We start from the raw sequence: 24,734 nt of genomic DNA, 5'->3' as shown, positions 1-24,734 counted from the left end.
TGCGTTATTGTGTTTTTATAAAACAACTTATTTATTTAAAACTGCCTGCAATGGATTTTTCGCTTTATCTTCAATAGAATAGGATTCCTCAACCACTGTTTCTTCTTCTAGTTCCCTATCGATTAATTTCTGAAGTGCTTCTTCCCTTTTGGCTGCTTCTTTCAATTCTTGTACGATCTCTTCTTCTTTTTTGGTCACACTAATAATGATTCCAAGGGCAAAACACGTCATCCAGATAGAACTTCCTCCGCTGCTAATCAAGGGTAATGTTTGTCCAGTGACCGGTAATAATTCTACAGCAACAGCCATGTTGACCATGGCCTGGAATATCATTGGGAAACCCAAGCCTATGACGACTAATTTCCCAAAGAGCGTGGTGGCTTTGTGTGAAGCAATAACAAATCGGAACAACAACAATAAGTATAGTGTAAGCACGCCTAAACCTCCAATGAGCCCATATTCTTCTACAATAATTGCAAAAATAAAATCAGAAGAAGATTGTGGCAAAAAGTTCTTTTGAATGCTTTTCCCCGGACCTAATCCGTATATTTTTCCGGATGCAATTGCAATTTTCGCTTTTTCAATTTGGTAATCGTCTTCCTCTGGTTTATCTGTGGTAAAACTTTCAATTCTGTTTCCCCAAGTTCCTACCCTACTAAAAAATTTCGAATCAGGAAACGCTTTTGAAAGCAGAATAAAAAAGGCCAGAAATACAATTCCTGAACCCAGAATGACTGCAATGTATTTGATAGGATATTTTCCAATAAAAACCAACATCAATACCATCGAAAAAATCAATGCCGTTGTTGAGAAATTAGCTGGCAAAATAAACATTAAGGTAATGAATACCGGCGTCCAAAGCTCCCAAATAGAAGACTTAAAAGTAATAGGGACTTCTCTGGTTTTAGACAAGTACCGCGCTACAAAAATAAACAACACTATTGAGGCCAATGTTGACGTTTGGAACGTGACCCCAATAAACGGAACCTGAATCCATCGACTGGCATTAGCGCCGGCAATAACTGTTCCTTTGATCAAGGTGTAGGCTAATAAAACCCAAACAACGGGCAATCCTACTTTAGAAATAGCCCGAAAATAATGATACGGTACTTTATGAACCCAGTAAATAATTAAAAAACCAATACAAATATGAGCCAAATGTTTGACTAAATAGCCCAATGTATTTCCGGTTCCCCGACCAAGATAGGCCAAGTTACTACTCGCACTAAAAACAGGCATAAAGGAAAACAAAGCCAATAAAGCCACGAATGACCAAATTACTCTATCTCCTTTCAAATTGTTTATTAGTTGCTTCATTTTTGGTTTTGGCTTTTTTTGGTTTTGGATTTTGGCGCTAAAACCTAGCACCTAGAACCTAAAACCTTTTTTCTATAAATTTCTAACGGCTAGTTTAAACTGATTTCCTCTGTCCTCATAATTTTCAAATAAATCAAAACTGGCACATGCCGGGGACAATAACACTACGTCTCCTTTTTCTGATACTCGTTGTGCCATTCTCACCGCATCATCCATACTGGACACTTCAATCATCATGTCAACCACATTCCCAAAAACATCAATTATCTTTTTATTATCCACACCAAGGCAGATAATCGCTTTAACTTTTTCACGCACTAAGGACATCAATTCATTGTAATCATTTCCTTTATCAACCCCGCCCACAATCCATACCGTAGGAGCATTCATACTGTCTAATGCAAAAAAAGTAGCGTTCACATTCGTTGCTTTAGAATCATTAATATACTGCACGTTTTGGATTTTAAAAACTTTTTCTAAACGGTGTTCTACTCCTTGAAAATTAGAAAGACTCTCCCGAATTGTAGCTTTTCTTATTTGCATTAATTTTGCCACAGAAGTTGCTGCCATTGCGTTTTTCATGTTATGTTTCCCTTCTAAAGCAATGTGTTCGGTGTCCATTGTAAACTCTTCCTGATTAATCTTTATTTCCATTTTGTTGTTTTGTATATAAGCTCCTTCGTTGAATGTTTTAGTCAATGAAAAAGGAATTAATTTCGCCTTTGTTGTGTGTGTTTTGAACCATTCATTGATGGCTTCGTCATCCGCATCGTAAATGAGGTAATCCTCCTGAGTCTGATTCATCGTAATCCTGAATTTTGCGTCAATATAATTTTCATATTTATAATTATATCGATCCAGATGATCCGGGCTTATATTGGTAATTATGGCAATATGCGGTTTGAAATTTTCAATCCCGTCCAGCTGAAAACTACTCAATTCAAGCACATACAAATCATATTTATTATCAGCAACTTGCCAGGCAAAACTCTTTCCTATATTGCCCCCCAATCCTACATTTAGCCCCGCTGCTTTTAGCAAATGATGTGTCAGCATTGTAGTGGTGGTCTTTCCGTTACTCCCAGTTATCCCTATAATGGTAGCCTCAGTGTAAGGAGCAGCAAACTCAATTTCAGAAATTACCGAGATTCCTTTCTCCTTTAATTTTTTTACAATTGGAGAATTATCCGAAATTCCGGGACTTTTCATCACCACATCAGCATTCAAAATCAATTCTTCCGTATGCAGCTGCTCTTCCCAGGTTATTTCATTAATAAGAAGAACCTCTTTGTAATTCTCTTTTATCTTTCCAAAATCAGACACAAAAACATCATATCCTTTTTTCTTACCCAGAATAGCAGTGCCAACACCGCTTTCGCCTCCACCTAAAATTACTAGCCTCATGTTATCTTAATTTTAAAGTAACGATTGACAAAATGGCCAGCATGATGGCAACAATCCAAAACCGGGTCACAATTTTACTTTCGTGATAGCCCTTTTTCTGATAATGGTGATGCAAAGGCGACATTAAAAATATTCTTCGGCCTTCGCCAAAGCGTTTCTTGGTATACTTGAAATAACTGACCTGAAGAATCACAGATAAATTTTCGACAAGAAAAATTCCGCACAATAAAGGAATCAGCATTTCTTTACGGACTGCAATTGCCAGAACTGCAATAATTCCGCCTATTGTTAAACTTCCTGTATCACCCATAAAAACAGATGCCGGATACGAATTGTACCAAAGAAACCCGATTAACGATCCAACAAAAGCCGCAATAAAGACTGTCATTTCCCCTGAATTAGGGATATACATGATGTTCAGATAATTAGAGAAAATAATGTTTCCCGAAACAAACGTAAATATTCCCAGTGCCAATACTGAAATCGCGGATGTTCCTGCTGCCAAACCATCTATTCCATCAGTCAAATTAGCTCCATTAGAAACAGCGGTGATAATAAAAATAACAACCGGAATAAAAATCAACCAAGCCCATTTTTCATATCCTTCCCCAGTCCATGCTAATAGTTCCGCATAATCGAATTCATTATTTTTAAAAAAAGGAATCGTTGTTGCAGTTGATTTTTCTTCGAGCGGCGCTTGAAAAACTACATTTTCAGTAGAAGCCTTGAAAACATTGGCTTTACCAATATCCGTTCTCACTGTAACCCCGGCATGAAAATACAAGACGGTTCCCACAATGAGACCTAAACCCACTTGACCAACAACCTTAAATATTCCTTTTAATCCTTGTTTGTCTCTTTTGAAAATTTTAATATAATCATCTATAAAACCAATAGTCCCCATCCAAAGCGTGGTAACAATCAATAACACAATGTAGATATTATGCAATTTTGCAAATAATAATACCGGTACCAGCGTAGCAAAAATAATGATTAATCCACCCATGGTCGGCGTCCCCGCTTTTTCGTTCTGACCAGCTAAACCAAGCTCTCGCACGGTTTCACCCACTTGCTGTCTTTGCAAAAAGCGAATTATAATTTTTCCGTAAATTGTTGATAACAACAACGAAAGCATCAATGCTAATGCAGATCTAAAAGTGATGTACTGAAAAACACCGGTTCCCGGAACGTCAAGTGTTTTGTCTAAATATTCAAATAAATAGTATAGCATATCTCTTTGTTTATTTGGTTTATCTTTTTTTGGTTATTTGGTTAATCGGTTATTTGGATATTCCCATAAACAAATAAACAGTTACTCCGGTTAAACTTTTATTTTCCCAGTTGGCCTAGTGTTTTTTTAACTATTTCCATGTCATCAAAATCAAGGCGAATTCCATTTATTTCCTGATACGTCTCATGCCCTTTCCCAGCAATTAAAATAATATCGTTGGGCTGTGCCAATTGACATGCGGTTTTTATGGCTTGCTTTCTATCGGTTATTGACAGCACTTTTTTATAGTTTTGAGCGGCTACACCGTGTTCCATTTCGGTGATAATCACTTCCGGATTTTCATTTCTTGGATTATCCGAAGTGAAAATTGCTGTATCACTCCATTCAGCGGCAATTCCGGCCATAATAGGGCGCTTGCTTTTGTCTCTATTACCACCGCACCCCACAACGGTGATCAACTGTTCATTTTTGGTGCGAATGTCATTGATGGTTTTTAGTACATTTTCTAAAGCATCCGGCGTATGGGCATAATCTACAATAGCGGTAATATTTGAAGCAGAAACAATAAATTGGAAACGTCCCGAAACACTTTCTAAATCCGACAATAAACGAAGTACTTCCAGACTTTCCATTCCTAATTCGACTGCCGCTCCATAAATAGCTACTAAATTATACGCATTAAATGTTCCTATCAGCTTAACCCAAACTTCATTTCCGTTTATTTTCAACAACAAACCGGACAATTGATTTTCCAGGATTTGCGCTTTATAATCCGCATACGATTTTAAGGCATACGTACATTTTTTGGCTTTTGTATTTTGTAACATTACTTGCCCATTTTTATCATCAATATTCGATAATGCGAAGGCAGTTTTAGGCAAATTATCAAAGAAGGCCTTTTTTACATCTCTATATTCTGCAAACGTTGGATGATAATCCAAATGATCATGAGACAAATTAGTAAAAATACCCCCTACAAAATGCAAGGCTTCGGTTCTTTTTTGGTGAATACCATGAGAACTGACTTCCATAAAACAATAGTCGACTCCATTTTTGACCATTTCATTCAAATAGTAATTTATAGTAATCGAATCCGGAGTCGTGTGTGTGGCTTTATATTCAATATCATCAACTAAAATTTTAACTGTTGAGAGCAATCCCACTTTAAACCCTGCCTTTTTAAACAATTGATACAACAAAGAAGCAATTGTGGTTTTCCCGTTTGTTCCTGTAATTCCAACCAATTTCAGGTTCTTAGAAGGATCCCCAAAATAATTAGAGGCCATAAATGCCAAGGCTGAATTCGTATCTTTTACCTGAACGTACGTAATTCCTTTTTCAATAATTTCCGGAAATGTGTCACAAATCACCGCAACTGCTCCTAATGCGATTGCTTTTCCTATAAAATCATGACCGTCTGATATTGACCCACGAATTGCTACAAAAACATCGTTAGACTCAATTTTTCTAGAATCGAAATCTATTTTGTTTACAGTAATATCCGTCGAACCCATTACGGCTTCAATGGCTACTTTGTATAATATGTCTTTTAGTATACTCATGATAATTCCAATAGTATCGTTGTGTTTTTTAGAATATTTTGACCTGCTTCAAGCGACTGTTTTTTCACTTTTCCAACTCCTACGACCTTTACTTTGACTCCCAAATTTCCTAATAAAGCAACAGCATCCATTCCTGGCATTCCTTTTACATTGGGTATAAACTGTTGTTTGTTCTGAGATTTCACAAAATAAGAATCATAATTATTTTCTTGTTTTGGTATCTTTCTATCTAAATTTTTAATTTCATTTGTCGAAGGGGCATCGGTAAATATTTTTTGTGCGATTCTCTTAAAAACGGGACCAGCCACATCCGCACCGTAATAATTATTTAGCGCTGTACTTGGTTTATGCACCACAACTATACAAGAATACATTGGTTTGTCTGCCGGGAAGTAACCCACAAAAGACGACGCATAATATTTTCCAGTTCCTCCAGCCTTTCCGTAATTCACCGCCGCTGTTCCTGTTTTTCCTGCCATCGAAAAATCTTTTGAATATAATTTAGAAGCCGTTCCTTTTTTGACAACATTTGCCAGAACTGCCCTTAATTTGGAAATAGTTTGTGGGGAACAAATTCTTGGATTCAAAACTTCTTTCTCATATTTTTTGATGGTTCTGTTCCATTCTTTTATTTCAGAAACAAATTGAGGCTTTACCATTTCCCCATCATTGGCAACCGCATTATAAAATGCCAGTGTCTGCATGGGAGTTATGTGGACTCCATATCCAAAAGCCATCCAAGGAAGCGAAATATTTGACCAGTTTTTATCGCCTGGCTGAGGGATATAAGGCACGCCCTCCCCTTTGATGGAGAGTCCTAAAGTTTTGTTTAATCCAAAATCATTAAGATGATTGACAAATTGCGACGGGTTATTTTTGTACGCTTCATACACCGCCTGAACCATGATGGTATTAGACGAAAGTTCAAAACCTCTTGCTAAAGAAATTTTTCCATAACCGCCTTTGTGGGAATCACGCACTTTTTTACCTGAATATACAACGACTCCTCCTTTGCTGTCATAAACAGAACTGGTATCCGCTTTTTTATCTTCCAGAAGTGCCATCAAATCCGCTAATTTATAGGTAGAACCCGGTTCATGAGACTCCGCTACTGCGTAATTAGTGGTTTCGTAGTACGTTCCGTCTTTTGCTCTTCCTAAATTAGAAATTGCTTTCACATGACCCGTTTTAGTTTCCATAACCACTACAGAACCATGATCTGCCTGATACAATTCCAACTGTTTAAGCAAAGCATGATGTGCGATATCCTGAATATAAACATCAATTGTTGATATAACATCATAGCCGTCCTGAGGGTCTACTTCATTAACATCACGTATGGGTTTCCACTGTCCCTTGGCTATTTTCTGTTTTAATATTTTGCCGTCTTTACCATTTAGATAGTTCCTAAAAGCCCATTCGATTCCTTTTCCATCCAGCGATTGCCCGTTTGATGTTCGCTCATACCCTACAGTACGTTCTGCAATTTTTCCAATAGGATGCTCTCTTATGGTTTCCTGTTCTACAATAATTCCTCCTTTATAAGCACCAAGATTAAATAAAGGAAACCCTTTGATTCTAACATATTCTGTATAACTTAAATCTCGGGCCACTAAATAATATCTGTTTTTATTGCCCCGGGCTTTTCTTAATTCATTTTCAAAATAATTTGCTGATTTCCCTAACAATAGAGCCAAAGAGTCTGATAATGGTTTCACATTCTTCTCAAATAATTCTGTTTTTGAAGCAAGTGCATCAAAGCGTATTTCATAATTTGGAATTGATGTAGCCAAAAGACTTCCATCGGCAGAATAAATATTCCCCTTATTGGCCGGAATAATAAAATTTTTAACGGTTCTTTGTTTGGCTAATTTTCTATAATAATCACCCTCTACCCATTGAATATTTGTTAATTTTACGGCTATCGCGATCGCCATCAGGAAAATTCCAAATGCGACCAGATAAATTCTGTAGGATATGTATTTATCTTCTACTGCCATAATTTTTTAAAGAAGCTTTTATCTTCTTCTTTTTTAACTTTTATTTTAATTGGCGGAACTGTTGAAGGAAAGATTTCTTTTTCTATCATTTTTTCAGAAACCGTTGATTCCATTTTTAATTTCATTAACTCAGACCGCCGATCTACAAATTCGGAACGCAACTCTTTAACCCGTCCGGTGAGCTCCGTAATTTTAAATACTTTTTGCTCAAATCGCTGAGTATTTGCAATCATAACAATAGCTAACAAAAGGATAAAAACAATGAACCGCCAGTTTTTGACAGCATCATCATCAATAAGAAACTTCGCTTTCAATATGCTATACACTCCGTTTTTCATTTGTCCTCTCCCCGACCCCCTCCAAAGGAGAGGGAGCCGAGATATTAAAAGTTAATATTTATTTTTCCTGTTTGGCTCCTCCCTTTTGGGGAGGCCGGGTGGGGATTATATTTTTTCAGCAATTCTTAATTTTGCGCTTCGCGCTCTGTTATTTGCTTTTATTTCTTCGGCATTCGGAACTGTTAGTTTACCAATGGTTTTAAAAGGAACAGAAAAGTTACCAAAAAAATCTCTTTCCGGCTCTCCTTCGAACATTCCGTTTTTGATAAATCTTTTTACCAATCTGTCTTCTAAGGAATGATAGGATATTACACTTAATCTCCCTGCTGGATTTAATATTTCCAGAGATTGCTCTAAAAACTCTTTCAAAACATCCATTTCCTGATTTACCTCAATTCGAATGGCCTGATATATTTGGGCTAATATTTTATTTCGAACTCTTTCCGGTAAATATCGCGCCAAAACGGCTTTCAACTCATCTGTTGTTTTGATTGGTTGCAGCTCTCTTGCCTCTACAATTGTTCTTGCCAAAACAGGAGCATTTTTCAATTCGCCATAATCCAAAAACACTCTTTTTAGATTTGCTTCATCATATTCATTGACCACTTTATAGGCATTCAAATCATTTTTTTGACTCATTCGCATATCCAGATCGGCATCAAAACGAGTCGAAAACCCTCTTTCCGGAACATCAAACTGATGCGATGAAACACCTAAATCTGCTAAGATACCATCCACACTTTTCACACCGTAAAAACGCAAGAACCGCTTTACAAAACGAAAATTCTCGTTAATCAGCGTAAATCTTTCGTCCGGCAAAGCATTTGCTAATGCATCTTCGTCCTGATCAAAAGCAAACAACTTTCCATCCGGCCCTAGCCTTTTCAAAATTTCTTTTGAATGACCGCCACCCCCAAAAGTGACATCAACATAAATGCCATCTGGCTTAATATTTAAACCATCTACTGATGCCTGAAGCAAAACCGGATTATGATATTCCATCGTCGTTGTCATTTATATTTCCCATTACTTCCTCTGCTAAATCTGCAAAATCAACATCTTCCCCATTTATTGATTTTTCATACCATTCTTTATCCCAAATTTCCACAATGTTTACGGCTGACGAAAACACTACCTCTTTTGTAATACTGGCAAAAACTACTAAATCTTTAGGTACCAATAATCGTCCTAATGCATCGATCTCAACCACTTTTACGCCTGCAGTAAACCTGCGGATGAAGTCATTGTTTTTCTTTACAAATCGATTGAGTTTATTGATTTTTTGCATCATTACATTCCACTCCTCCATGGGATATAACTCCAGACAGGGCTGAAAAACGGAACGCTTCAAAACAAATCCGTTTTGAAGTGAAGGTGCCAATTGCTTTTTCAAAGGCGCCGGCAACAGCACCCTTCCTTTAGCATCAACTTTACATTCATATGTTCCAATAATTGTATCCAAGAAAAAATATTAAATGATGTTGAGCAAAAATATAAAAAATATTACCACTATCTACCACTATACCCCACTTTGTTAATAAGTTTAACCACTTTCAAACAAAAACCCTTACTTTTTGGACAATCAGGCCATTAACCCATTCTGCTTAATTTGTAAGAAAGAGATCGTTATAGAAAAAAGACTGCCAAAACCAATGAAATTTAATTTTTTTGATGTAAAAATAAAAGGCATTTACATAGAAATTTGTTGCTAAATCCTAAAAAAAAATAACTAAATTTTATCTAAAGTGGGATAATTTTACAATTAAAAATTGTTCTAAAAATCCATTTTTATTTATTAAATCCTATATTTGTCAAAATTGAAAATCCGCATTTACAAAAAATGGAAAAACACTACAAAAAAGAAGGCAGATACAGCTATTATGAAGCTGGTGAAGGAACTCCAATCGTAATCTTACACGGACTTATGGGGGGACTTAGCAACTTTGATACCGTTGCCAGCTACTTTTCTACAAGAGGATATAAAATAATTATTCCAGATTTACCGATATATACTCAAAATATTTTAAAAACTAACGTGAAAAGTTTTGCAAAATATGTCAAGGATTTCATCACTTTTAAAGGATTAGATCGTGTTATCCTTTTAGGAAATTCACTTGGTGGCCATATTGCATTGTACCACACTAAAATGTATCCTGAAAAAGTAGCCGGTCTTGTAATAACCGGAAGTTCAGGTCTTTATGAAAGTGCCATGGGCGATAGCTACCCAAAAAGGGGGGACTATGAATACATTAAGAAAAAAGCAGAAGATGTATTTTATGATCCAAAAGTTGCGACTAAAGAACTTATAGACGAAGTCTACGAGTCTGTTAACGACCGCATGAAATTGATCAAAACACTGACTATTGCAAAAAGTGCCATTCGCCATAATATGGCAAAAGATTTACCTAAAATGCATGTTCAAACCTGTCTTATTTGGGGGAAAAATGACAAAGTCACCCCTCCAGATGTAGCAGAAGAGTTCAATAAATTATTACCTAATTCTACTTTATATTGGATCGATAACTGCGGTCATGCGGCCATGATGGAACATCCGGAGGAATTCAATCGCTTACTTGAGGAGTGGCTTACAAACACTCATTTATCCGTACACAAATCGTAAAAGGAGAATTTTATACCTAGCAAAAATGAAAATTAATACCGCCGAATTTGTTATTAGCAACTCTGATGTGGCAAAATGTCCAAAAGACTTTTTACCGGAATATGCTTTTATAGGTCGATCAAATGTAGGAAAATCCTCTTTGATAAATATGCTGACCAACCAAAAAAAATTAGCTAAAACATCCGGCAGACCAGGGAAAACCCAATTGATTAATCATTTTTTAATTAACAGCAATTGGTTTCTTGTCGATCTACCCGGTTATGGATATGCTAAAGTTTCTAAAAAAACAAAATCTATTTTTCAAGAATTCATCACTGATTATTTTGAGACCAGAGAGCAACTTGTTTGTGCTTTTGTTTTGATTGATATTCGTCACGAAGCACAAACTATCGACATTGAATTCATGTCGTATATGGGTGAAAGCGAAATTCCTTTTTGTATAGTTTTCACGAAAGCGGACAAAATCAGCAAGGTAAAAATAGACTCTCACGTAGCCGCTTATAAAAAGAAAATGTTTGCGAATAACTGGGCCGAAATGCCGCATTACTTTGTCACATCAGCGACTGAATCTACCGGAAAAGAGGACGTATTAAATTACATTGAAGAAGTAAATCAGGAAGTTTTTAAAAACAACAGCCAGTTTTAGAAAACAATCTAAGAGCATTGCAATAAAATCCCAAAACTACACTTTAGTCTTGGGATTTTTTTTTGCAAAACAACACAAAAATTTACTTTGTGAGTTCCAATTTTTCAGCAAAATAATCGCAAAAATCTTTCATCGTATCCGCCATTTTTTCATCATCAGTAGCACGCTTGAAAGTTTCAGACATTGCTACTAAAGTCTGGTGAAAGAAAATTTTCATTTCATCTACCGGCATTTCCTTCGTCCACAAATCAATGCGCATACTTTCTTTTGCTTTGCTATCCCAAATAGACAACATTATTGCTTTGGCTTCCTCCAGCTCAACTCCGCCATCTTTAGCGGTCCACATTAATTTTTCCGGAACCTTATTTTCATCTAATTCGATTAGAAACTTAATTTCTGAGGTGTGTGTATTTGACATTACTTTTTAGGTTTGTATTTTGATTGTTTAAATATTTCTTTCGCATCTTTTTTTAACAGATCTGCAATACCTGCGTCCTTATTATTCATATAGGATCGCACTATTTGCCAACCGATCCAGGCACCAACCCGGCCTGGAGATTCATTGTCTATTTCCAGATAAAACTTAGAAAATGGTGCTGGATTTATAAATCGTGGAATTAACTTTTGATCGTTACTGTAAAGTAATTCTTTCTCAATAAAATAACGCCACATGTAACTTTCATTTTCTTGACACCATAATAATTGCTCTGGCGTATACCCTATTTTTTCGGCTTCTGTATACTTTGGCAAAAGCAAGTCTTTTAAATACAATTGTTTTCCACAATAAATCATCTGACTCAGCAAATCCTTATCTAAAACAGGAGGAATTTTACGTGTTGAAAAACTCGAAACTACATCTGGTGCAATCTGTCTTTGTTCAAAATTTTGTTTTAAATAATTGGGAAACTGATAAAATTTATGGTCTTTCCCTAAATACAATTCAAGTGAGATAATAACCAGACTGTCTGCATAAATGGCTTTATTATTATAGTCCATCTCAGCAATTACGGTAATCACTTTTGGTATTTTTGTTTCAGGAAAATAGTATTTAATATGCTTAAGCACACCTTCTAATTCTTCTTTTACCGGTTCAATATCAGCATATTTTTTTTGTACTTCCGTATATAATTCTCTCCAGATTGGATCCTGCATTTTATTCAGCCAAACGCTGTTGTCATTTCCTGGAGGAAAAAAGAAAGGAAACTCTTTTTTTATTTTCTCTAAGTCTTTTGGTGGCGTTTCAAAAAATATTATATCAAATCGTTCTAATTTTACTTGTACAGGAATTGCAGCAATAGTATTCTCTACTTTACTTTTCTTATCACATGACAAAAAAAAGAGGCAAAAGACGAGGGACAACAGATCTATTTTCATAATTATTAATTAAATTTGTTACCACAGAATTTAAGGAAACCCATCTGCAACTAATTTAGTGTGCAAATATACATTCCTACTTTTTAAAACGTAAACTATTATGACTAAAAAAAGGGCACTACCCGTCGAAAAAATAAATACTCTTATTGTAAATTGGTTAAAAACATATGCTGAAAATGCTAAAGTGAACGGATTTGTTATTGGGATTTCAGGGGGAGTTGATTCAGCGGTAACCTCTACACTATGCGCCCAGACCGGACTGCAGGTTTTATGTATTGAAATGCCCATCCATCAAGCGCAAAGCCATGTAACAAGAGGCCGGGAACATATCGAACAATTAAAAAAAAGATTCCCTAACGTAACTAGCGTGGAAGCTGATTTGACATCTGTTTTTGAGAGTTTCAAAAAAATAGTGCCCGGTAATCATTCAGATATTTCTAAAGTAAACCTATCCCTGGCTAACACCCGAGCTCGCTTAAGAATGACCACATTGTATTATTTTGCAGGCATTCATTGTTTATTAGTTGCCGGAACGGGAAATAAAGTAGAGGATTTTGGCGTTGGTTTTTATACTAAATATGGCGATGGAGGTGTTGATTTAAGCCCTATTGCCGACTTAATGAAGTCAGAAGTCTATCTTTTAGGCAACTATTTAAAAATTCCAGATTCTATTTTGAAAGCACCGCCCACCGACGGATTATTTGGAGATGAAAGAACCGATGAAGATCAATTAGGCGCCAGCTATAATGAGCTAGAGTGGGCAATGGCAGAAGATCACGCTGGAAAATCAATCAAAAATTTTACCGGAAGAGACAAAATTGTTTTTGAAATCTACAAACGATTAAACACTAATAATCAACATAAAATGACCGCAATACCAGTTTGTTTTATCCCAAAAGATTAAAGAAATGATATTTTATATTGATTTACAATTAATTACAGAATTTATTTATTAATTTTACATTTCCAATAATAAATAATTCTAAAAAACTAAAATCATGATTAAAGTATGTATAGCCGACAATTACCCCGTTGTGCATTTTGGAGTAAAATCTTACTTTAAAGACAATGCCGAGATATCAATAGTAGCCAATGTTGGTAACTTTTTGATGGTACGGGATATACTTTTAACAAAAGACATTGATGTATTGATATTAGACTTGGAACTGGAAGGTCTTTCCAGTATTTTTGAAGTGAAAGCACTTTTGAAAAATTTTCCAAAAACTAAAATCATTATCTTCAGTGGTCTTTCAGAACAGATTTATGCGCCAAATGCCATTAAAGCCGGAGTATCTGGCTTTGTGCACAAATCTGAAAAACTAGAAACCTTAGGTCAGTCGATTGTTAAAGTCCACCAAGGAAAAATAATCATGAATGAGACTGTAAAGAAAAATTTAGCCTTAATTGCAAAACAAAGCAAGAGTGAAAGATTGTATCGTAAGCTTTCCAACCGGGAAGTGGAGGTTTTGCGTTATCTAAGTGATGGAAAGAAAAACCACGAGATCGCGACTATTCTTAAACTAAATGAAAAAACGATTAGTACGTACAAATTGCGATTGTTAACAAAACTAAATGTTACTAATCTAGTAGATTTAGTAAACAAAGCAAAAACGTTAGAAATCGTTTAATACCATTGAGGCCTAACCACGTCTAGGCAATTTAAAAAAAAGAATGGATTACATGTTGATTCATTACAATTAATAAAAGCGCTGTATCTCTGTATCAAATTTCAGAGATACAGCGCTTTTTGATTTATAGATTGTGTAGCCTTTAATGGTATCGTACCACAACTCGCCCTAATTTTTTTGAAAACTTACCTCGCAACTCTATATAACTCATTGCTAAAGACAATGACTCCATATTATCTGATTCCGGATCGTTAGAAACGGAGTTTTTCAACTCTTCAATAATCTCACTAAGCAGAAACCATCGTAAAGTAAGCAATGTGTCCGAAACATCCTGATTTAACATTTCTTCTTTACTTTTAGGGAAAATATTTTGACCAGTCCAATTGTGCAAAACATTTTTTTCCTCTTCCATTATAATATTAGTTACTTCATCAGGAACACCTGACTGGTAGTGATTTATATATTTATCAAGCCCAGAGTCCTCATTTTGCAAATAATAATCGATTAAATTTTTGTATATATCTCTAAATATAGGACTTGCAAATTCTACTTCATCATCTTGCAAACTCAAATATATTTTCTGAAAAACTTTTAATTCTTTTATTTCGGTAACGTCCACAATTTCTCCGTCGCTATTTGACTTTAATAAAACTTCTTCAAATTTTTCCGTCTTGTTACCATAAAGCAATAGGATTTCAATTATTTTACGTTCAAATCGATACAGTGAATCTACTTTATCAGTCTGGACAGTATCGTCATTTTTAACATAGTCAAAGGCATTCTGCAATTGCTTTTGTTTGTGTTTTTTTTCAATTTCGATACCGTCTTTTTGGACTAATTGCGCCAAAGTGCTTAGTAAAACCTGCTCTGAAATATCCATTATTCTGGAACATTCCTGGATATAAATTTCTCGTTGAATCCTGTCCGGAATTTTCGAAATGCTGACGACCATGTCCCGTATAAGATCTGCTTTTTTGACGGGATCATTTTTCGCTTCATTCATCAAAAGAGAGGCTTTGAACTGAATAAAATCTTTTGCGTTATTCTCTAAGTATAAAACTAACGCTTCATAAGATGTTTTTTTTGCAAAACTGTCCGGATCTTCCCCATCAGGAAACGTACACACTTTTACATTCATTCCTTCCTCTAAAATTAGATCAATTCCACGCACAGAAGCCCGTAAACCTGCGGCATCACCATCAAAAAGCACTGTGATATTTTTTGTCAATCTGTTTATTAAACGGATTTGATCTGGTGTAAGCGCCGTGCCTGAGGAAGCAACCACATTTTCAATTCCGGATTGGTTGAACTGAATTACATCAGTATATCCTTCGACTAAATAACAATTATTTAATTTGGCTATTGATTGTTTGGCCTGAAAAATACCATACAGCACTTTACTTTTATGGTAAATTTCACTTTCCGGTGAATTCAAGTATTTTGCCGCTTTTTTATCGTTGGTAAGAATTCTGCCTCCAAAACCAAGTACTCGACCTGACATACTTTCTATAGGAAACATAACGCGACCTTTGAACCTGTCAAAAGGCCTGTCATCTCTGGGAATTGTGAGTCCGGTATTTTCTAGAAACTCTAATTTATAACCTTTCCCTAAGGCTTCTTTGGTAAAGGCATCCCAACTTTCAGGGGAATATCCCAAACTAAATTTCTTAATTGTATCCGCAGTAAATCCTCTTTCTTTAAAATAAGAATACCCTATTGCTTTGCCTTCTTCAGAATTGAACAGGGTGTTATGAAAATAACTTTTTGCAAACTCCGATACCAAATACATACTTTCCCGTACATCCGTAATGGCTTTTTCTTGATCCGTTTGCTCGGTTTCCTCAATTTCTATATTGTATTTTTTGGCTAAATACCGTATGGCTTCCGGGTAAGTGAAATGGGAGTGTTCCATTAAGAAAGCAACTGAATTCCCTCCTTTTCCAGAACTAAAATCTTTCCAGATTCCCTTTGCTGGGGAAACCATAAACGATGGAGAACGCTCTTCCGAAAAAGGACTAAGCCCTTTGAAGTTACTCCCTGCGCGTTTTAATTGCACAAAATCACCGATAACCTCCTCTACCCGAGCAGTTTCGAAAACAGTATCTATAGTAGCTTTTGTGATCAAATCTATTATTTTTTGAAATCCAAAGTTACAAAGTTTAACCTGAAAAATTATTGTTAGTACAAATAAAATCAACTCCTAGTTAAACTCATAAATCATTCCATTTGATAATTTAAGAAGTTATTAATGTTTTACAAATCAAAGAAACGCGCTAAATCATCATTTTAAATCAGTTAAAAAAGTTATTAGTTTTTAACATTCTTTTATATTTAATAAATTAGACGTTATTTTGTAATTGATTCCCCCCCCCAATCTACATTACAACTTATTGATAAAGAAACAATTACTTTAAAAAACCTATATCTATGATGCAAAATAATTGTTAATTAATCAATTACACCAAGAACCTATGCCTGTATTTGACAAGAAAAAAATAAGCGAATTATTTGAAAACAGAACTATTCAAGAGGAATTCAATACGGTTTTATTATTTGCATCCGAGGTATGCGAGATGCCTCTTGCATTTATTTCATTAACAGACTCTATTAGTCCCATAATAGTTACAAAAATAGGTTTTGATTATATTCCCATCTCTCCTACTATTATTGCACTTAATGAGAATACCATCCAGCAAAATAAAATTAAAATTATCTCAGACATTAATAAAGACATTGATGCTCCTCCCGAAAATTTAAATTTAATAGCTTTTTTTGCGGGTTTCCCTATATGTTTTAATGAAAATCTAGTCATTGGAACTCTTTGTATTATGGATACTAGCCCTAGAGAGCTTTCTGTAATGCAGTTAAAACATCTAAAATATACTGTGCTACAAATCCAATCTTTATTAAAATTACATATTGAAAACCAGAGCTTACAAAAAACAATCAAAGAACAGGACACTCAATTTCAATTATTTATTGACAATTCAAAAGAAATTACTTACGAGCTTAACCTAGAAGGAATAATCACCTATGCTTCAGACAACTGGACTAAATACCTAGGCTATGAGAATAAAGATATTTTAGACAAAAGCAATACTTCTTTTTTACATCCTGACGATTTAGAAAATTGTAAAACTTATTTAAGTGAAGCAATTGAAACCGGAAAAAACGAAAGTGAATTTACCTATAGAATTCTTCATCAAGAAGGTTATTATGTTTGGCATTCCACACGTTTAAAATTATCTCAAAAAAATGGTCTGCCAATTTTTATAGGAAACTGTAGAGACATTACGGAGTATATTGAAATTCAACAAAAGCTAGTATTACAAAAAGAATTTTATGAAAAAATATTGGACAGGCTCCCAACGGATGTCGCCGTTTTTGACAGCAGTCATACCTACACGTATTTAAATCCAGCCGCTATAAAAAAAGAGGAGCTACGAAAATTCATTATAGGAAAAAACGATTTTGAATATGCAAAACATACTGGCAGAGATGATGCCTTTGCAAAAACAAGACGCATCCATTTTCTAGAAGCCATAGAATCCAGGAATACAATTGAGTGGGAGGATACTATAGAACATCTTGATGGCACAAAAACCTATCATACCCGAAAACTAACTCCTGTTTTTCATGAAGATGAAACCCTAGAAATGATGATAGGATTTGGTGTAGATATCACTGAAAGTAAAAAAACCCAGCAAGAAATTATTAAAAGCAGACAGCTTACTAAAAGTATAATCTACAATATAGCTGTGGGAATTATAGTCCAAGGCCCTGACTCAGAAATATTAGAAAACAACAAAGCAGCCTGCGAAATGCTAGGACTCACAGAAGACCAATTACTTGGAAAAACATCCTACGACGAGCACTGGAAGACAATTCATCTTGACGGTACTTTATTTAAAGTGGAGGATCATGCAGTCCCTCAAGCAATCCAGACACTAAAGCCAATAAACAATGTCATTATGGGAGTCTATAATCCCACACTTAAAAATTTAGTATGGTTGTTGGTTGATGCCGTACCCGTACTTGGAAAACACAATGAATTACTTTTCGTAATATGTTCCTTTATTGACATATCGGCACAGAAAAAAGCAGAAGATGCTTTAAAAGAAAGTAACGAGCGCTTTTCTTATTTTAGCAAGGCTACTTTTGATGCCATTTGGGATTGGGATTTGACCACTGACAAAATTTATGTCGGAGATGGGTTTAAAACGCTTTTTGGTTATACATTTAAGAAAAATGTACTAGCAGCTAGTTTGCTTAATAATTTTTTACATCCGGATGAGAAAAAAGCTGTTTTTGAAAGTCTAGATGTGGCTGTTAAAAGTCAAAATAATGTATGGTCCCATGAGTATCGTTATAAAAAAACAGATACTTCCTATGGATTCGTAAATGACAAGGCCATAATCATTCGAAACAATGAAGGTAAAGCCATACGGATGATTGGTGCAATGCAAGAGATCACTAAGGAGAAGATACTCAAAGATGAATTACAACAAAGCCAAGAACAGTTTAAAGATGCTTTTGAATATTCGGCAGCAGGAATGGCGTTAATAGACATTGATGATAATTTTGTAGAAGTCAATGAAAAACTTTGTGAAATATTAGGCTATTCTAAAAAGGAATTTGCGTCCTTAACCTCTCAAGAAATAACTTATCCAAAAGATTTAAAAAATGATTTTATTTTGAAAGAGCAATTAAATTCCGGAAAAATCTCTAATTTCAATTTAGAAAAAAGATTTATTCATAAAAATAAATCTGTCATTTGGATGTATATATCTGCTTCAATAATTAAAAGCAGTCGAAACAAAACGAAGCGTCATATTTTCCAGATGATCAATATAACAGATCGGAAAAGGATTGAAAAACAAAACAAAATATTATCCGAAGAAAATAACAGGATCAAAACCATTCAGCTCAACAAAGCTAAAAATTTATACCGTCTTTTAGCTGATAACACCGTTGATTTAGTTTGCTTGCATAATACAGACACCTCTTTCAAATACGTTTCTCCTTCTATTGAAAAACTATTAGGATACACCCCACAATCTTTAATAGGGAAATTTCCTGTAGATTATGCCCATCCTGACGATATTGAGGAACTTCAAAGTCACATCATAGGCTTTCTAACAGAAATGGAAGACATAGCAATTCAGATCCGGTTTAGAAACATAAGCGGCGATTATATTTGGTTTGAAATTAAGGCCAATTTAGTTAAAGAAAATGGTGTTACAATTAGCTTTCATTCCTCAAACAGAGAAATTACCACCCAAAAAGAAGCCGAAGAAAAAATTGAAAAAGCATTACTGAAAGAACGCGATTTAAATGATCTTCGCACGAATTTAGTATCCACAATTTCACATGAGTTCAGAACGCCTATGACAACCATCAGAACTAGTGCTGAACTAATAAGTCTTTACTTAGAACATGAAAAAATAGAAAATGCTCCCCGTTTGCAAAAAAGAATTGATTGTATTATTGAAGAAATTGATCGCATTGTTCAATTGATGAATGCCGTGCTAACGATCTCAAAAGAGGACTCCGGAAAAACGAATTTCGATCCTACCGAATTTGATTTAAAACAAATTTGCCTGGATGTGATCGAAATAAGTTATCCCGATCAATTAATTGGAAGAAAAGTTCAAACCTCCATCAAAGGCGATAATTTTCGAGTTATGGCAGATCAAAAACTGATGGAATATACTATTTTCAACTTATTAAACAATGCCTTTAAATATTCAGAAGGCTTTGGTGATATTGAGCTAAATTTATGTGTCATCGAAAAAACTATTTGTTTAGAGATTATTGATTTAGGTATTGGAATTCCAGCCGAAGATCAACCAAAATTATTCAATACTTTTTTTAGGGCCAGTAATACCGATGGAATCCAAGGAACTGGATTAGGCCTCTATATCGTAAAAACATTTACAGAAAAAAACTCAGGAACAATTCAACTTGAAAGCAAATTAGGAAAAGGAACTAAGGTAACCCTTGAATTTCCAGTACACAATTAGAAGGAATCTCAACCAGCAGAGATTCCTATTTCCTGAAAAAAAGCCGTTTGAGACAAAATTATTCTATGTTTCTAAACCACAAACTTCAACGGCACGTGGACTACTTTCTTTGTTTCAAAGAATTCATCTTCAAAAAAATCAGCTAAATTATATTCCGTCGCTTTAGGAAAATCTTTTAATTCTTCAGTTAAATCGCCTCCTTTTAAGTACAAAATTCCGTTTTTCAATTCGTGTTTGTTGTTCTTTTTGATTTTGGTTTTCACCCAAGAAACAAAATCCGGCATATTGGTCACGGCACGACTCACAATAAAATCAAAATCTCCTTTTACATTCTCTGCTCGCATTTGCTCAGCTTTAACATTTTTTAATTCCAATCCCTCGGCAACAGCCTGAACCACTTTTATTTTTTTTGCAATAATATCTATCAAATAAAAACGCGTTTCCGGAAAAAGAATCGCCAATGGAATTCCAGGGAATCCACCTCCTGTTCCCACATCAAGGACATACGTTCCCGGTTCAAATTGTATGATTTTGGCAATCCCCAACGAATGCAAGATATGTTTGGTGTATAAGGCATCAATATCTTTTCTGGAAATAACATTTATTTTTTCGTTCCAATCATGGTATAAAAAATCCAATTTTTCAAACTGTTCTTTTTGAATATCCGTTAAATTAGGAAAATGCTTCAGAATCTCATTCATCTTTTAATTTTTTAACAAAAGTAATACTTTAGAGTTAAAATATTTATCTCAATTTTGTATATCCAAAAATTTATAATAATTACCTTTGACCTTTATTGATTTTTTTATGACAGATACGCTACCAACATTTGCAAAACAAGATAGCCTGAAATTTTTCAGAACACTTAACTCACGGGTAAATACTTACTTTAAAGAAAACAACATCCAAAAGACTGGAAACTGGAAACTTTATTTAAAAACTATCATTTTGATTACGGTTTTCCTGGCGCCTTATTTTTTAATTCTGACATTAGGTATGCCTTTTTGGGCACATCTTCTATTAACAATTGTTATGGGAATTGGAATGGCTGGAGTGGGAATGAATGTCATGCATGATGGAAATCATGGCTCCTATTCCAATAAACACTGGGTCAATAAATTTATGGGAGGAACTATTTATGTTCTGGCAGGAAATGTCTACAACTGGCAAGTTCAACATAATGTTTTGCACCATACGTACACAAACATTCCAGGTCACGATGAGGATTTAGATGCCGGGCGAGTAATCCGTTTTACAAAAGAAGCAACATGGTATAATTTTCACCGTTTTCAGCAATATTATTCGGTATTTTTATATGGATTATTAACGTTCAACTGGGCTATTACAACTGATTTCAAGCAGATGAAAAGCTATTTAAAGCGAAAATTATCTTACGGAGAAGCAAAAAGCCCAAAAATACTTTGGACCACTTTAATTATCACTAAAATAATTTACGTTTCTATTTGGATCGTGTTACCAATCGTTATTGGAATCACATGGTGGAAAGTTCTTATTGGATTCTTCCTCATGCATTATACCGCAGGACTCATATTAAGTGTTGTATTCCAATTAGCACACGTTGTCGAAGAAACGACCAATCCTTCTCCTAATGAATTAGGAGAAATGGATAACACTTGGGCGATTCACCAATTGTTTACCACCACCAATTTTGCACCAAAAAATGCCATTGTCAACTGGTACACCGGTGGATTAAACCACCAAATAGAGCACCATATTTTCCCAAATATCAGTCACGTGCATTATGGAAAAATTGCGAGTATCGTAAAGCAAACCGCCCAAGAATGCAACTTGCCGTATTACGAATACAAAACGATGCGAAGTGCTGTTATTGCTCATTTTAAGCATTTGAAAGAATTGGGAATGAAACCAGAACTTACATAATCATTCAAAATCACAACATCTAGAGATGCTCTGCAGTGCATCTCTACATTGCATCTTTACAGTGTATATATACTAATAAACTAACTACAACCTATTACAATGAATCCATTATCCGATAGAATAAACAATTTATCTACATCTCAAACATTAGCAATGGCAGCTTTGGCCAGAGAATTAAAAGCACAAGGAAGAGACATTATCAGTTTAAGCTTAGGCGAACCAGATTTCAATACGCCAGACTTCATCAAAGAAGCGGCGAAAAAAGCGATTGACGAAAATTACAGCACCTACTCTCCAGTAGAAGGATATGCTGAATTAAAAGAAGCCATTTGCAGAAAATTCAAAAGAGACAATAATTTAGAGTACAAACCCTCTCAAATTGTAGTGTCAACCGGAGCAAAACAATCCTTATACAACATTGCTCAAGTAATGCTAAACGACGGTGACGAAGTAATTTTACCGGCTCCTTACTGGGTTTCGTATTTCGAAATCGTAAAATTATCAGGCGGAGTTCCTGTAGAAGTACCCACTTCTGTAGATACGGATTTCAAAATCACACCAGAACAATTAGAAGCAGCAATTACACCAAAAACAAAAATGATGTGGTTCAGTTCCCCTTGTAACCCAAGCGGATCGGTGTACAACAGAGAAGAATTAACGGCATTGGCAAAAGTCTTAGAGAAATATCCAAACATTTATGTTGTTGCCGACGAAATCTACGAGCACATCAATTTCTCCGGAACTTTTTGCAGCATCGCATCCATCCCAGGAATGTTAGAACGAACAATTACCGTAAATGGAGTAGCCAAAGCTTTCGCCATGACAGGTTGGAGAATTGGATATATTGGCGCACCAGAATTCATTGCAAAAGCGTGTACAAAAATTCAAGGTCAAGTAACAAGCGGTGCCAATAGTATTGCACAACGTGCTACCATTACTGCTGTTGATGCTGATCCAAGTGTTCTAAAACACATGGTGGACGCTTTCCATAGCCGTAGAGATTTAGTCGTTGGATTGCTAAAAGACATTCCAGGAGTAAAAATCAACGTTCCCGAAGGTGCTTTTTATGTATTCCCAGACGTTTCTTCTTTCTTCGGAAAAACACTAAGAGGAACGTTTATCAAAGATGCCAATGATTTCTCTATGTATCTTTTGGGCGAAGCCAATGTAGCAACCGTAACCGGTGACGCTTTTGGAAACCCAAACTGTATCCGTTTTTCTTACGCAACAAGCGAAGAATTGCTAATTGAAGCCTTACGCCGAATCAAAGAAGCAGTGGCTCTTACTGAGGTTCCTGCATAATATAAAATTTGTTTAAAGTTTAAAATAGTTTAAGGTTTAAAGTTTTAACGCTTTAAATTTTAAACTATTTTTTTTGGGGCATGCCCCGCAGAAAAGGCGGGTCGGGCTATCCGTTGCAATCTTTTTTATTACCTTCGCTATCGCTGCGGGAATACAAAGGATTTTCACTTTAATCCCTCACGCAAACCCTGCCAAAATACTAATTAGCATTCAAGCTATCAATTGTAGTAATTTATATAAAAAATTCACTATTTTTAATTTTTGATTATAAAAAATTTGATAAACAAAAGTTGTTTGTTATAGGACATTAAACCTAATTATATGATTTCATTCGTTTTAATAGTAGTTATTTTGGCGATTTTATACTATTCTAGCCAAGCAGATGGTGAAAAAGAATTAAGAAAAAGAATTGAGACAGAAAAAAAATCTGAAATCACATCACTTAACCAAGAATTAGTTAAAATTAACAATTCAATTAAAGTAAAAGAATTAATTGATAAAATCAAAGATAACGAAGGAGATACAATTATATTAATGTCTGAACGAAGTAGGAGTAAATACAACCCAACTGATAAACTTATTATAGATGAATTCGAAAAAGATGTAGCGCTTACGACAATAATTAGAACAGAAACAGATAAATTCAGAAAAAAATATATTATAAGAGAAAAAAATTATATTTTTCAACCTGACCTTGAAATTTCATGTTTAATATCTAATCGTGAAAGTTTTAATACTCATAACGATAAATTGATATTCGAAAACTTAGAGGACACTACGTTTAAAGAAATTTACGACCAGTTTTCAAAAATGATTGATGGTATTATTTTAAAAACAAATAGTTAGTTTCAATCATTTTTACAAATCTCAATAGCATTAGTATGGGAATTTAGAAAACATTAATCGATTGAATAAGGAATGCTTGGATACCAAATTCCTGATCAGAAGAATAATCTTTAACATCTACATATTGCATCCCTTTTTCATTAATTGCACATATATAGTTAATCAAATCCTTATGTAGATAAGGTGAGATAACAAATATATTGTTTGGATGTTGTTCTTCAAATCTTTTAAGGTTCTCTTTTAAATATCGCGTTACTTCTTCGAACTCCATTATAATTGTTTTTTTTAAATTTAATGAAAAAATTATCAGATTTGATATGAAATTTTATAATTTACATAAAAGAACTAGTATTTGGGTAATATTTAGTTTTATAACTGGTGCACTAATTTAAATAATTAATTCCATTAAAAATATAAATCAAGAAAAGAAGAGAATAAAATTTAATTCAGAGATCCAATCACTCGGCGTGACCCCAATGTCATTAAGTTAAGGTTTTATTGTTTTGATTTACAGCTATTTATTGTATTTAAAATTAGGTTT

General features: G+C 34.7%; 21 protein-coding genes. 8 read left to right on the top strand and 13 right to left on the bottom strand.

What is annotated here, in order from left to right; translation table 11 throughout:
* Positions 1-27 precede the first annotated feature (27 nt).
* From EKL95_RS06290 to mraZ, 8 genes are all read right to left on the bottom strand, one after another.
* Positions 28-1,317 (bottom strand): FtsW/RodA/SpoVE family cell cycle protein, encoded by a 1,290-nt coding sequence (locus tag EKL95_RS06290; protein WP_126461726.1) that lies wholly within the window; start codon positions 1,315-1,317, stop codon positions 28-30.
* 72 nt (positions 1,318-1,389) lie between these two features.
* Entirely contained in the window at positions 1,390-2,721 is a 1,332-nt protein-coding gene (murD, locus tag EKL95_RS06285; protein ID WP_126461723.1) for a UDP-N-acetylmuramoyl-L-alanine--D-glutamate ligase, read from the bottom strand.
* 1 nt (position 2,722) lies between these two features.
* Positions 2,723-3,952 (bottom strand): phospho-N-acetylmuramoyl-pentapeptide-transferase, encoded by a 1,230-nt coding sequence (gene mraY, locus EKL95_RS06280; RefSeq protein ID WP_126461720.1) that lies wholly within the window; start codon positions 3,950-3,952, stop codon positions 2,723-2,725.
* 98 nt (positions 3,953-4,050) lie between these two features.
* Entirely contained in the window at positions 4,051-5,514 is a 1,464-nt protein-coding gene (locus EKL95_RS06275; protein ID WP_126563790.1) for a UDP-N-acetylmuramoyl-L-alanyl-D-glutamate--2,6-diaminopimelate ligase, read from the bottom strand.
* Positions 5,511-7,514: a peptidoglycan D,D-transpeptidase FtsI family protein gene (locus EKL95_RS06270; protein ID WP_126461714.1), complete on the bottom strand. Its 2,004-nt coding sequence runs from the start codon at positions 7,512-7,514 to the stop codon at positions 5,511-5,513. The genes EKL95_RS06275 and EKL95_RS06270 overlap by 4 nt, the downstream gene beginning before the upstream one ends.
* Positions 7,505-7,852 carry an FtsL-like putative cell division protein gene (locus tag EKL95_RS06265; RefSeq protein WP_126452681.1) on the bottom strand — a complete coding sequence of 116 codons (348 nt, stop codon included), beginning with the start codon at positions 7,850-7,852 and terminating at the stop codon, positions 7,505-7,507. Before EKL95_RS06265 ends, EKL95_RS06270 begins: the two co-directional genes overlap by 10 nt.
* A 105-nt stretch (positions 7,853-7,957) precedes the next feature.
* Complete coding sequence (gene rsmH / locus EKL95_RS06260) at positions 7,958-8,866, bottom strand: 16S rRNA (cytosine(1402)-N(4))-methyltransferase RsmH (RefSeq protein ID WP_197037212.1); 909 nt, start codon at positions 8,864-8,866, stop codon at positions 7,958-7,960.
* Positions 8,841-9,314, bottom strand: coding sequence for a division/cell wall cluster transcriptional repressor MraZ (gene mraZ, locus EKL95_RS06255; protein ID WP_126562845.1), 474 nt, complete (start codon positions 9,312-9,314; stop codon positions 8,841-8,843). The genes rsmH and mraZ overlap by 26 nt, the downstream gene beginning before the upstream one ends.
* Before the next feature lie 378 nt (positions 9,315-9,692).
* On the opposite strand from mraZ, the gene EKL95_RS06250 reads away from it, so the two are divergent.
* Complete coding sequence (locus EKL95_RS06250; protein ID WP_126461705.1) at positions 9,693-10,472, top strand: alpha/beta fold hydrolase; 780 nt, start codon at positions 9,693-9,695, stop codon at positions 10,470-10,472.
* A gap of 25 nt (positions 10,473-10,497) precedes the next feature.
* Entirely contained in the window at positions 10,498-11,118 is a 621-nt protein-coding gene (gene yihA, locus EKL95_RS06245) for a ribosome biogenesis GTP-binding protein YihA/YsxC (protein WP_126461702.1), read from the top strand.
* 82 nt (positions 11,119-11,200) lie between these two features.
* On the opposite strand, the gene gldC is transcribed toward yihA, so the two are convergent.
* Positions 11,201-11,536: a gliding motility protein GldC gene (gene gldC, locus EKL95_RS06240; protein WP_126452671.1), complete on the bottom strand. Its 336-nt coding sequence runs from the start codon at positions 11,534-11,536 to the stop codon at positions 11,201-11,203.
* Positions 11,536-12,492: a gliding motility lipoprotein GldB gene (gene gldB, locus EKL95_RS06235; RefSeq protein ID WP_126461699.1), complete on the bottom strand. Its 957-nt coding sequence runs from the start codon at positions 12,490-12,492 to the stop codon at positions 11,536-11,538. The genes gldC and gldB overlap by 1 nt, the downstream gene beginning before the upstream one ends.
* 100 nt (positions 12,493-12,592) lie before the next feature.
* Between gldB and nadE the strand changes: the two genes are divergently transcribed.
* On the top strand, positions 12,593-13,396 hold the full coding sequence (nadE, locus tag EKL95_RS06230) for an NAD(+) synthase (protein WP_126563789.1): 804 nt from the start codon (positions 12,593-12,595) through the stop codon (positions 13,394-13,396).
* Positions 13,397-13,490: 94 nt separating this feature from the next.
* Positions 13,491-14,120, top strand: coding sequence for a response regulator transcription factor (locus EKL95_RS06225; protein WP_126461693.1), 630 nt, complete (start codon positions 13,491-13,493; stop codon positions 14,118-14,120).
* Positions 14,121-14,262: 142 nt separating this feature from the next.
* Here the strand turns inward: EKL95_RS06225 and dnaG are convergent, their stop codons facing one another.
* Positions 14,263-16,245 (bottom strand): DNA primase, encoded by a 1,983-nt coding sequence (dnaG, locus tag EKL95_RS06220; RefSeq protein ID WP_126461690.1) that lies wholly within the window; start codon positions 16,243-16,245, stop codon positions 14,263-14,265.
* A gap of 346 nt (positions 16,246-16,591) precedes the next feature.
* Between dnaG and EKL95_RS06215 the strand changes: the two genes are divergently transcribed.
* On the top strand, positions 16,592-20,143 hold the full coding sequence (locus tag EKL95_RS06215) for a PAS domain S-box protein (protein ID WP_126563788.1): 3,552 nt from the start codon (positions 16,592-16,594) through the stop codon (positions 20,141-20,143).
* 71 nt (positions 20,144-20,214) lie between these two features.
* On the opposite strand, the gene rsmG is transcribed toward EKL95_RS06215, so the two are convergent.
* Positions 20,215-20,844 (bottom strand): 16S rRNA (guanine(527)-N(7))-methyltransferase RsmG, encoded by a 630-nt coding sequence (gene rsmG / locus EKL95_RS06210; RefSeq protein WP_126461679.1) that lies wholly within the window; start codon positions 20,842-20,844, stop codon positions 20,215-20,217.
* A gap of 106 nt (positions 20,845-20,950) precedes the next feature.
* Here rsmG and EKL95_RS06205 point away from each other — a divergent pair, with 106 nt between their 5' ends.
* The 3 genes from EKL95_RS06205 to EKL95_RS06195 all read left to right on the top strand — a co-directional run bounded on the left by EKL95_RS06205 (position 20,951) and on the right by EKL95_RS06195 (position 24,193).
* The gene (locus EKL95_RS06205; protein ID WP_126461676.1) at positions 20,951-22,045 is read left to right on the top strand and encodes a fatty acid desaturase family protein; all 1,095 of its coding nucleotides are present in this window, start codon (positions 20,951-20,953) and stop codon (positions 22,043-22,045) included.
* A gap of 99 nt (positions 22,046-22,144) precedes the next feature.
* Positions 22,145-23,347, top strand: a complete 1,203-nt coding sequence (locus EKL95_RS06200) for a pyridoxal phosphate-dependent aminotransferase (RefSeq protein WP_126563787.1) — start codon at positions 22,145-22,147, stop codon at positions 23,345-23,347.
* A 321-nt stretch (positions 23,348-23,668) separates the two neighbouring features.
* The gene (locus EKL95_RS06195; RefSeq protein ID WP_126563786.1) at positions 23,669-24,193 is read left to right on the top strand and encodes a hypothetical protein; all 525 of its coding nucleotides are present in this window, start codon (positions 23,669-23,671) and stop codon (positions 24,191-24,193) included.
* Positions 24,194-24,236: 43 nt separating this feature from the next.
* Here EKL95_RS06195 and EKL95_RS06190 read toward each other — a convergent pair whose 3' ends face one another.
* Positions 24,237-24,464 carry a hypothetical protein gene (locus tag EKL95_RS06190; protein ID WP_126563785.1) on the bottom strand — a complete coding sequence of 76 codons (228 nt, stop codon included), beginning with the start codon at positions 24,462-24,464 and terminating at the stop codon, positions 24,237-24,239.
* Positions 24,465-24,734 lie beyond the last annotated feature (270 nt).

Origin of the sequence: Flavobacterium sp. LB2P53, assembly GCF_003970305.1 — a bacterium.
In the GTDB taxonomy this organism is placed as follows: Bacteria; Bacteroidota; Bacteroidia; order Flavobacteriales; family Flavobacteriaceae; genus Flavobacterium.
This window is presented reverse-complemented; position numbering and strand designations above follow the sequence as displayed.

Excerpts from the sequence above, each read along its gene's own strand:
- gldC (WP_126452671.1), bottom strand. The coding sequence starts at position 11,536 with ATGTCAAATACACACACCTCAGAAATTAAGTTTCTAATCGAATTAGAT.
- EKL95_RS06195 (WP_126563786.1), top strand. The coding sequence starts at position 23,669 with ATGATTTCATTCGTTTTAATAGTAGTTATTTTGGCGATTTTATACTAT.
- EKL95_RS06275 (WP_126563790.1), bottom strand. The coding sequence starts at position 5,514 with ATGAGTATACTAAAAGACATATTATACAAAGTAGCCATTGAAGCCGTA.
- EKL95_RS06190 (WP_126563785.1), bottom strand. The coding sequence starts at position 24,464 with ATGGAGTTCGAAGAAGTAACGCGATATTTAAAAGAGAACCTTAAAAGA.
- EKL95_RS06290 (WP_126461726.1), bottom strand. The coding sequence starts at position 1,317 with ATGAAGCAACTAATAAACAATTTGAAAGGAGATAGAGTAATTTGGTCA.
- EKL95_RS06205 (WP_126461676.1), top strand. The coding sequence starts at position 20,951 with ATGACAGATACGCTACCAACATTTGCAAAACAAGATAGCCTGAAATTT.
- yihA (WP_126461702.1), top strand. The coding sequence starts at position 10,498 with ATGAAAATTAATACCGCCGAATTTGTTATTAGCAACTCTGATGTGGCA.
- EKL95_RS06215 (WP_126563788.1), top strand. The coding sequence starts at position 16,592 with ATGCCTGTATTTGACAAGAAAAAAATAAGCGAATTATTTGAAAACAGA.
- EKL95_RS06270 (WP_126461714.1), bottom strand. The coding sequence starts at position 7,514 with ATGGCAGTAGAAGATAAATACATATCCTACAGAATTTATCTGGTCGCA.
- gldB (WP_126461699.1), bottom strand. The coding sequence starts at position 12,492 with ATGAAAATAGATCTGTTGTCCCTCGTCTTTTGCCTCTTTTTTTTGTCA.
- rsmG (WP_126461679.1), bottom strand. The coding sequence starts at position 20,844 with ATGAATGAGATTCTGAAGCATTTTCCTAATTTAACGGATATTCAAAAA.
- nadE (WP_126563789.1), top strand. The coding sequence starts at position 12,593 with ATGACTAAAAAAAGGGCACTACCCGTCGAAAAAATAAATACTCTTATT.
- EKL95_RS06200 (WP_126563787.1), top strand. The coding sequence starts at position 22,145 with ATGAATCCATTATCCGATAGAATAAACAATTTATCTACATCTCAAACA.
- mraY (WP_126461720.1), bottom strand. The coding sequence starts at position 3,952 with ATGCTATACTATTTATTTGAATATTTAGACAAAACACTTGACGTTCCG.
- murD (WP_126461723.1), bottom strand. The coding sequence starts at position 2,721 with ATGAGGCTAGTAATTTTAGGTGGAGGCGAAAGCGGTGTTGGCACTGCT.
- rsmH (WP_197037212.1), bottom strand. The coding sequence starts at position 8,866 with ATGACAACGACGATGGAATATCATAATCCGGTTTTGCTTCAGGCATCA.
- EKL95_RS06265 (WP_126452681.1), bottom strand. The coding sequence starts at position 7,852 with ATGAAAAACGGAGTGTATAGCATATTGAAAGCGAAGTTTCTTATTGAT.
- EKL95_RS06250 (WP_126461705.1), top strand. The coding sequence starts at position 9,693 with ATGGAAAAACACTACAAAAAAGAAGGCAGATACAGCTATTATGAAGCT.
- EKL95_RS06225 (WP_126461693.1), top strand. The coding sequence starts at position 13,491 with ATGATTAAAGTATGTATAGCCGACAATTACCCCGTTGTGCATTTTGGA.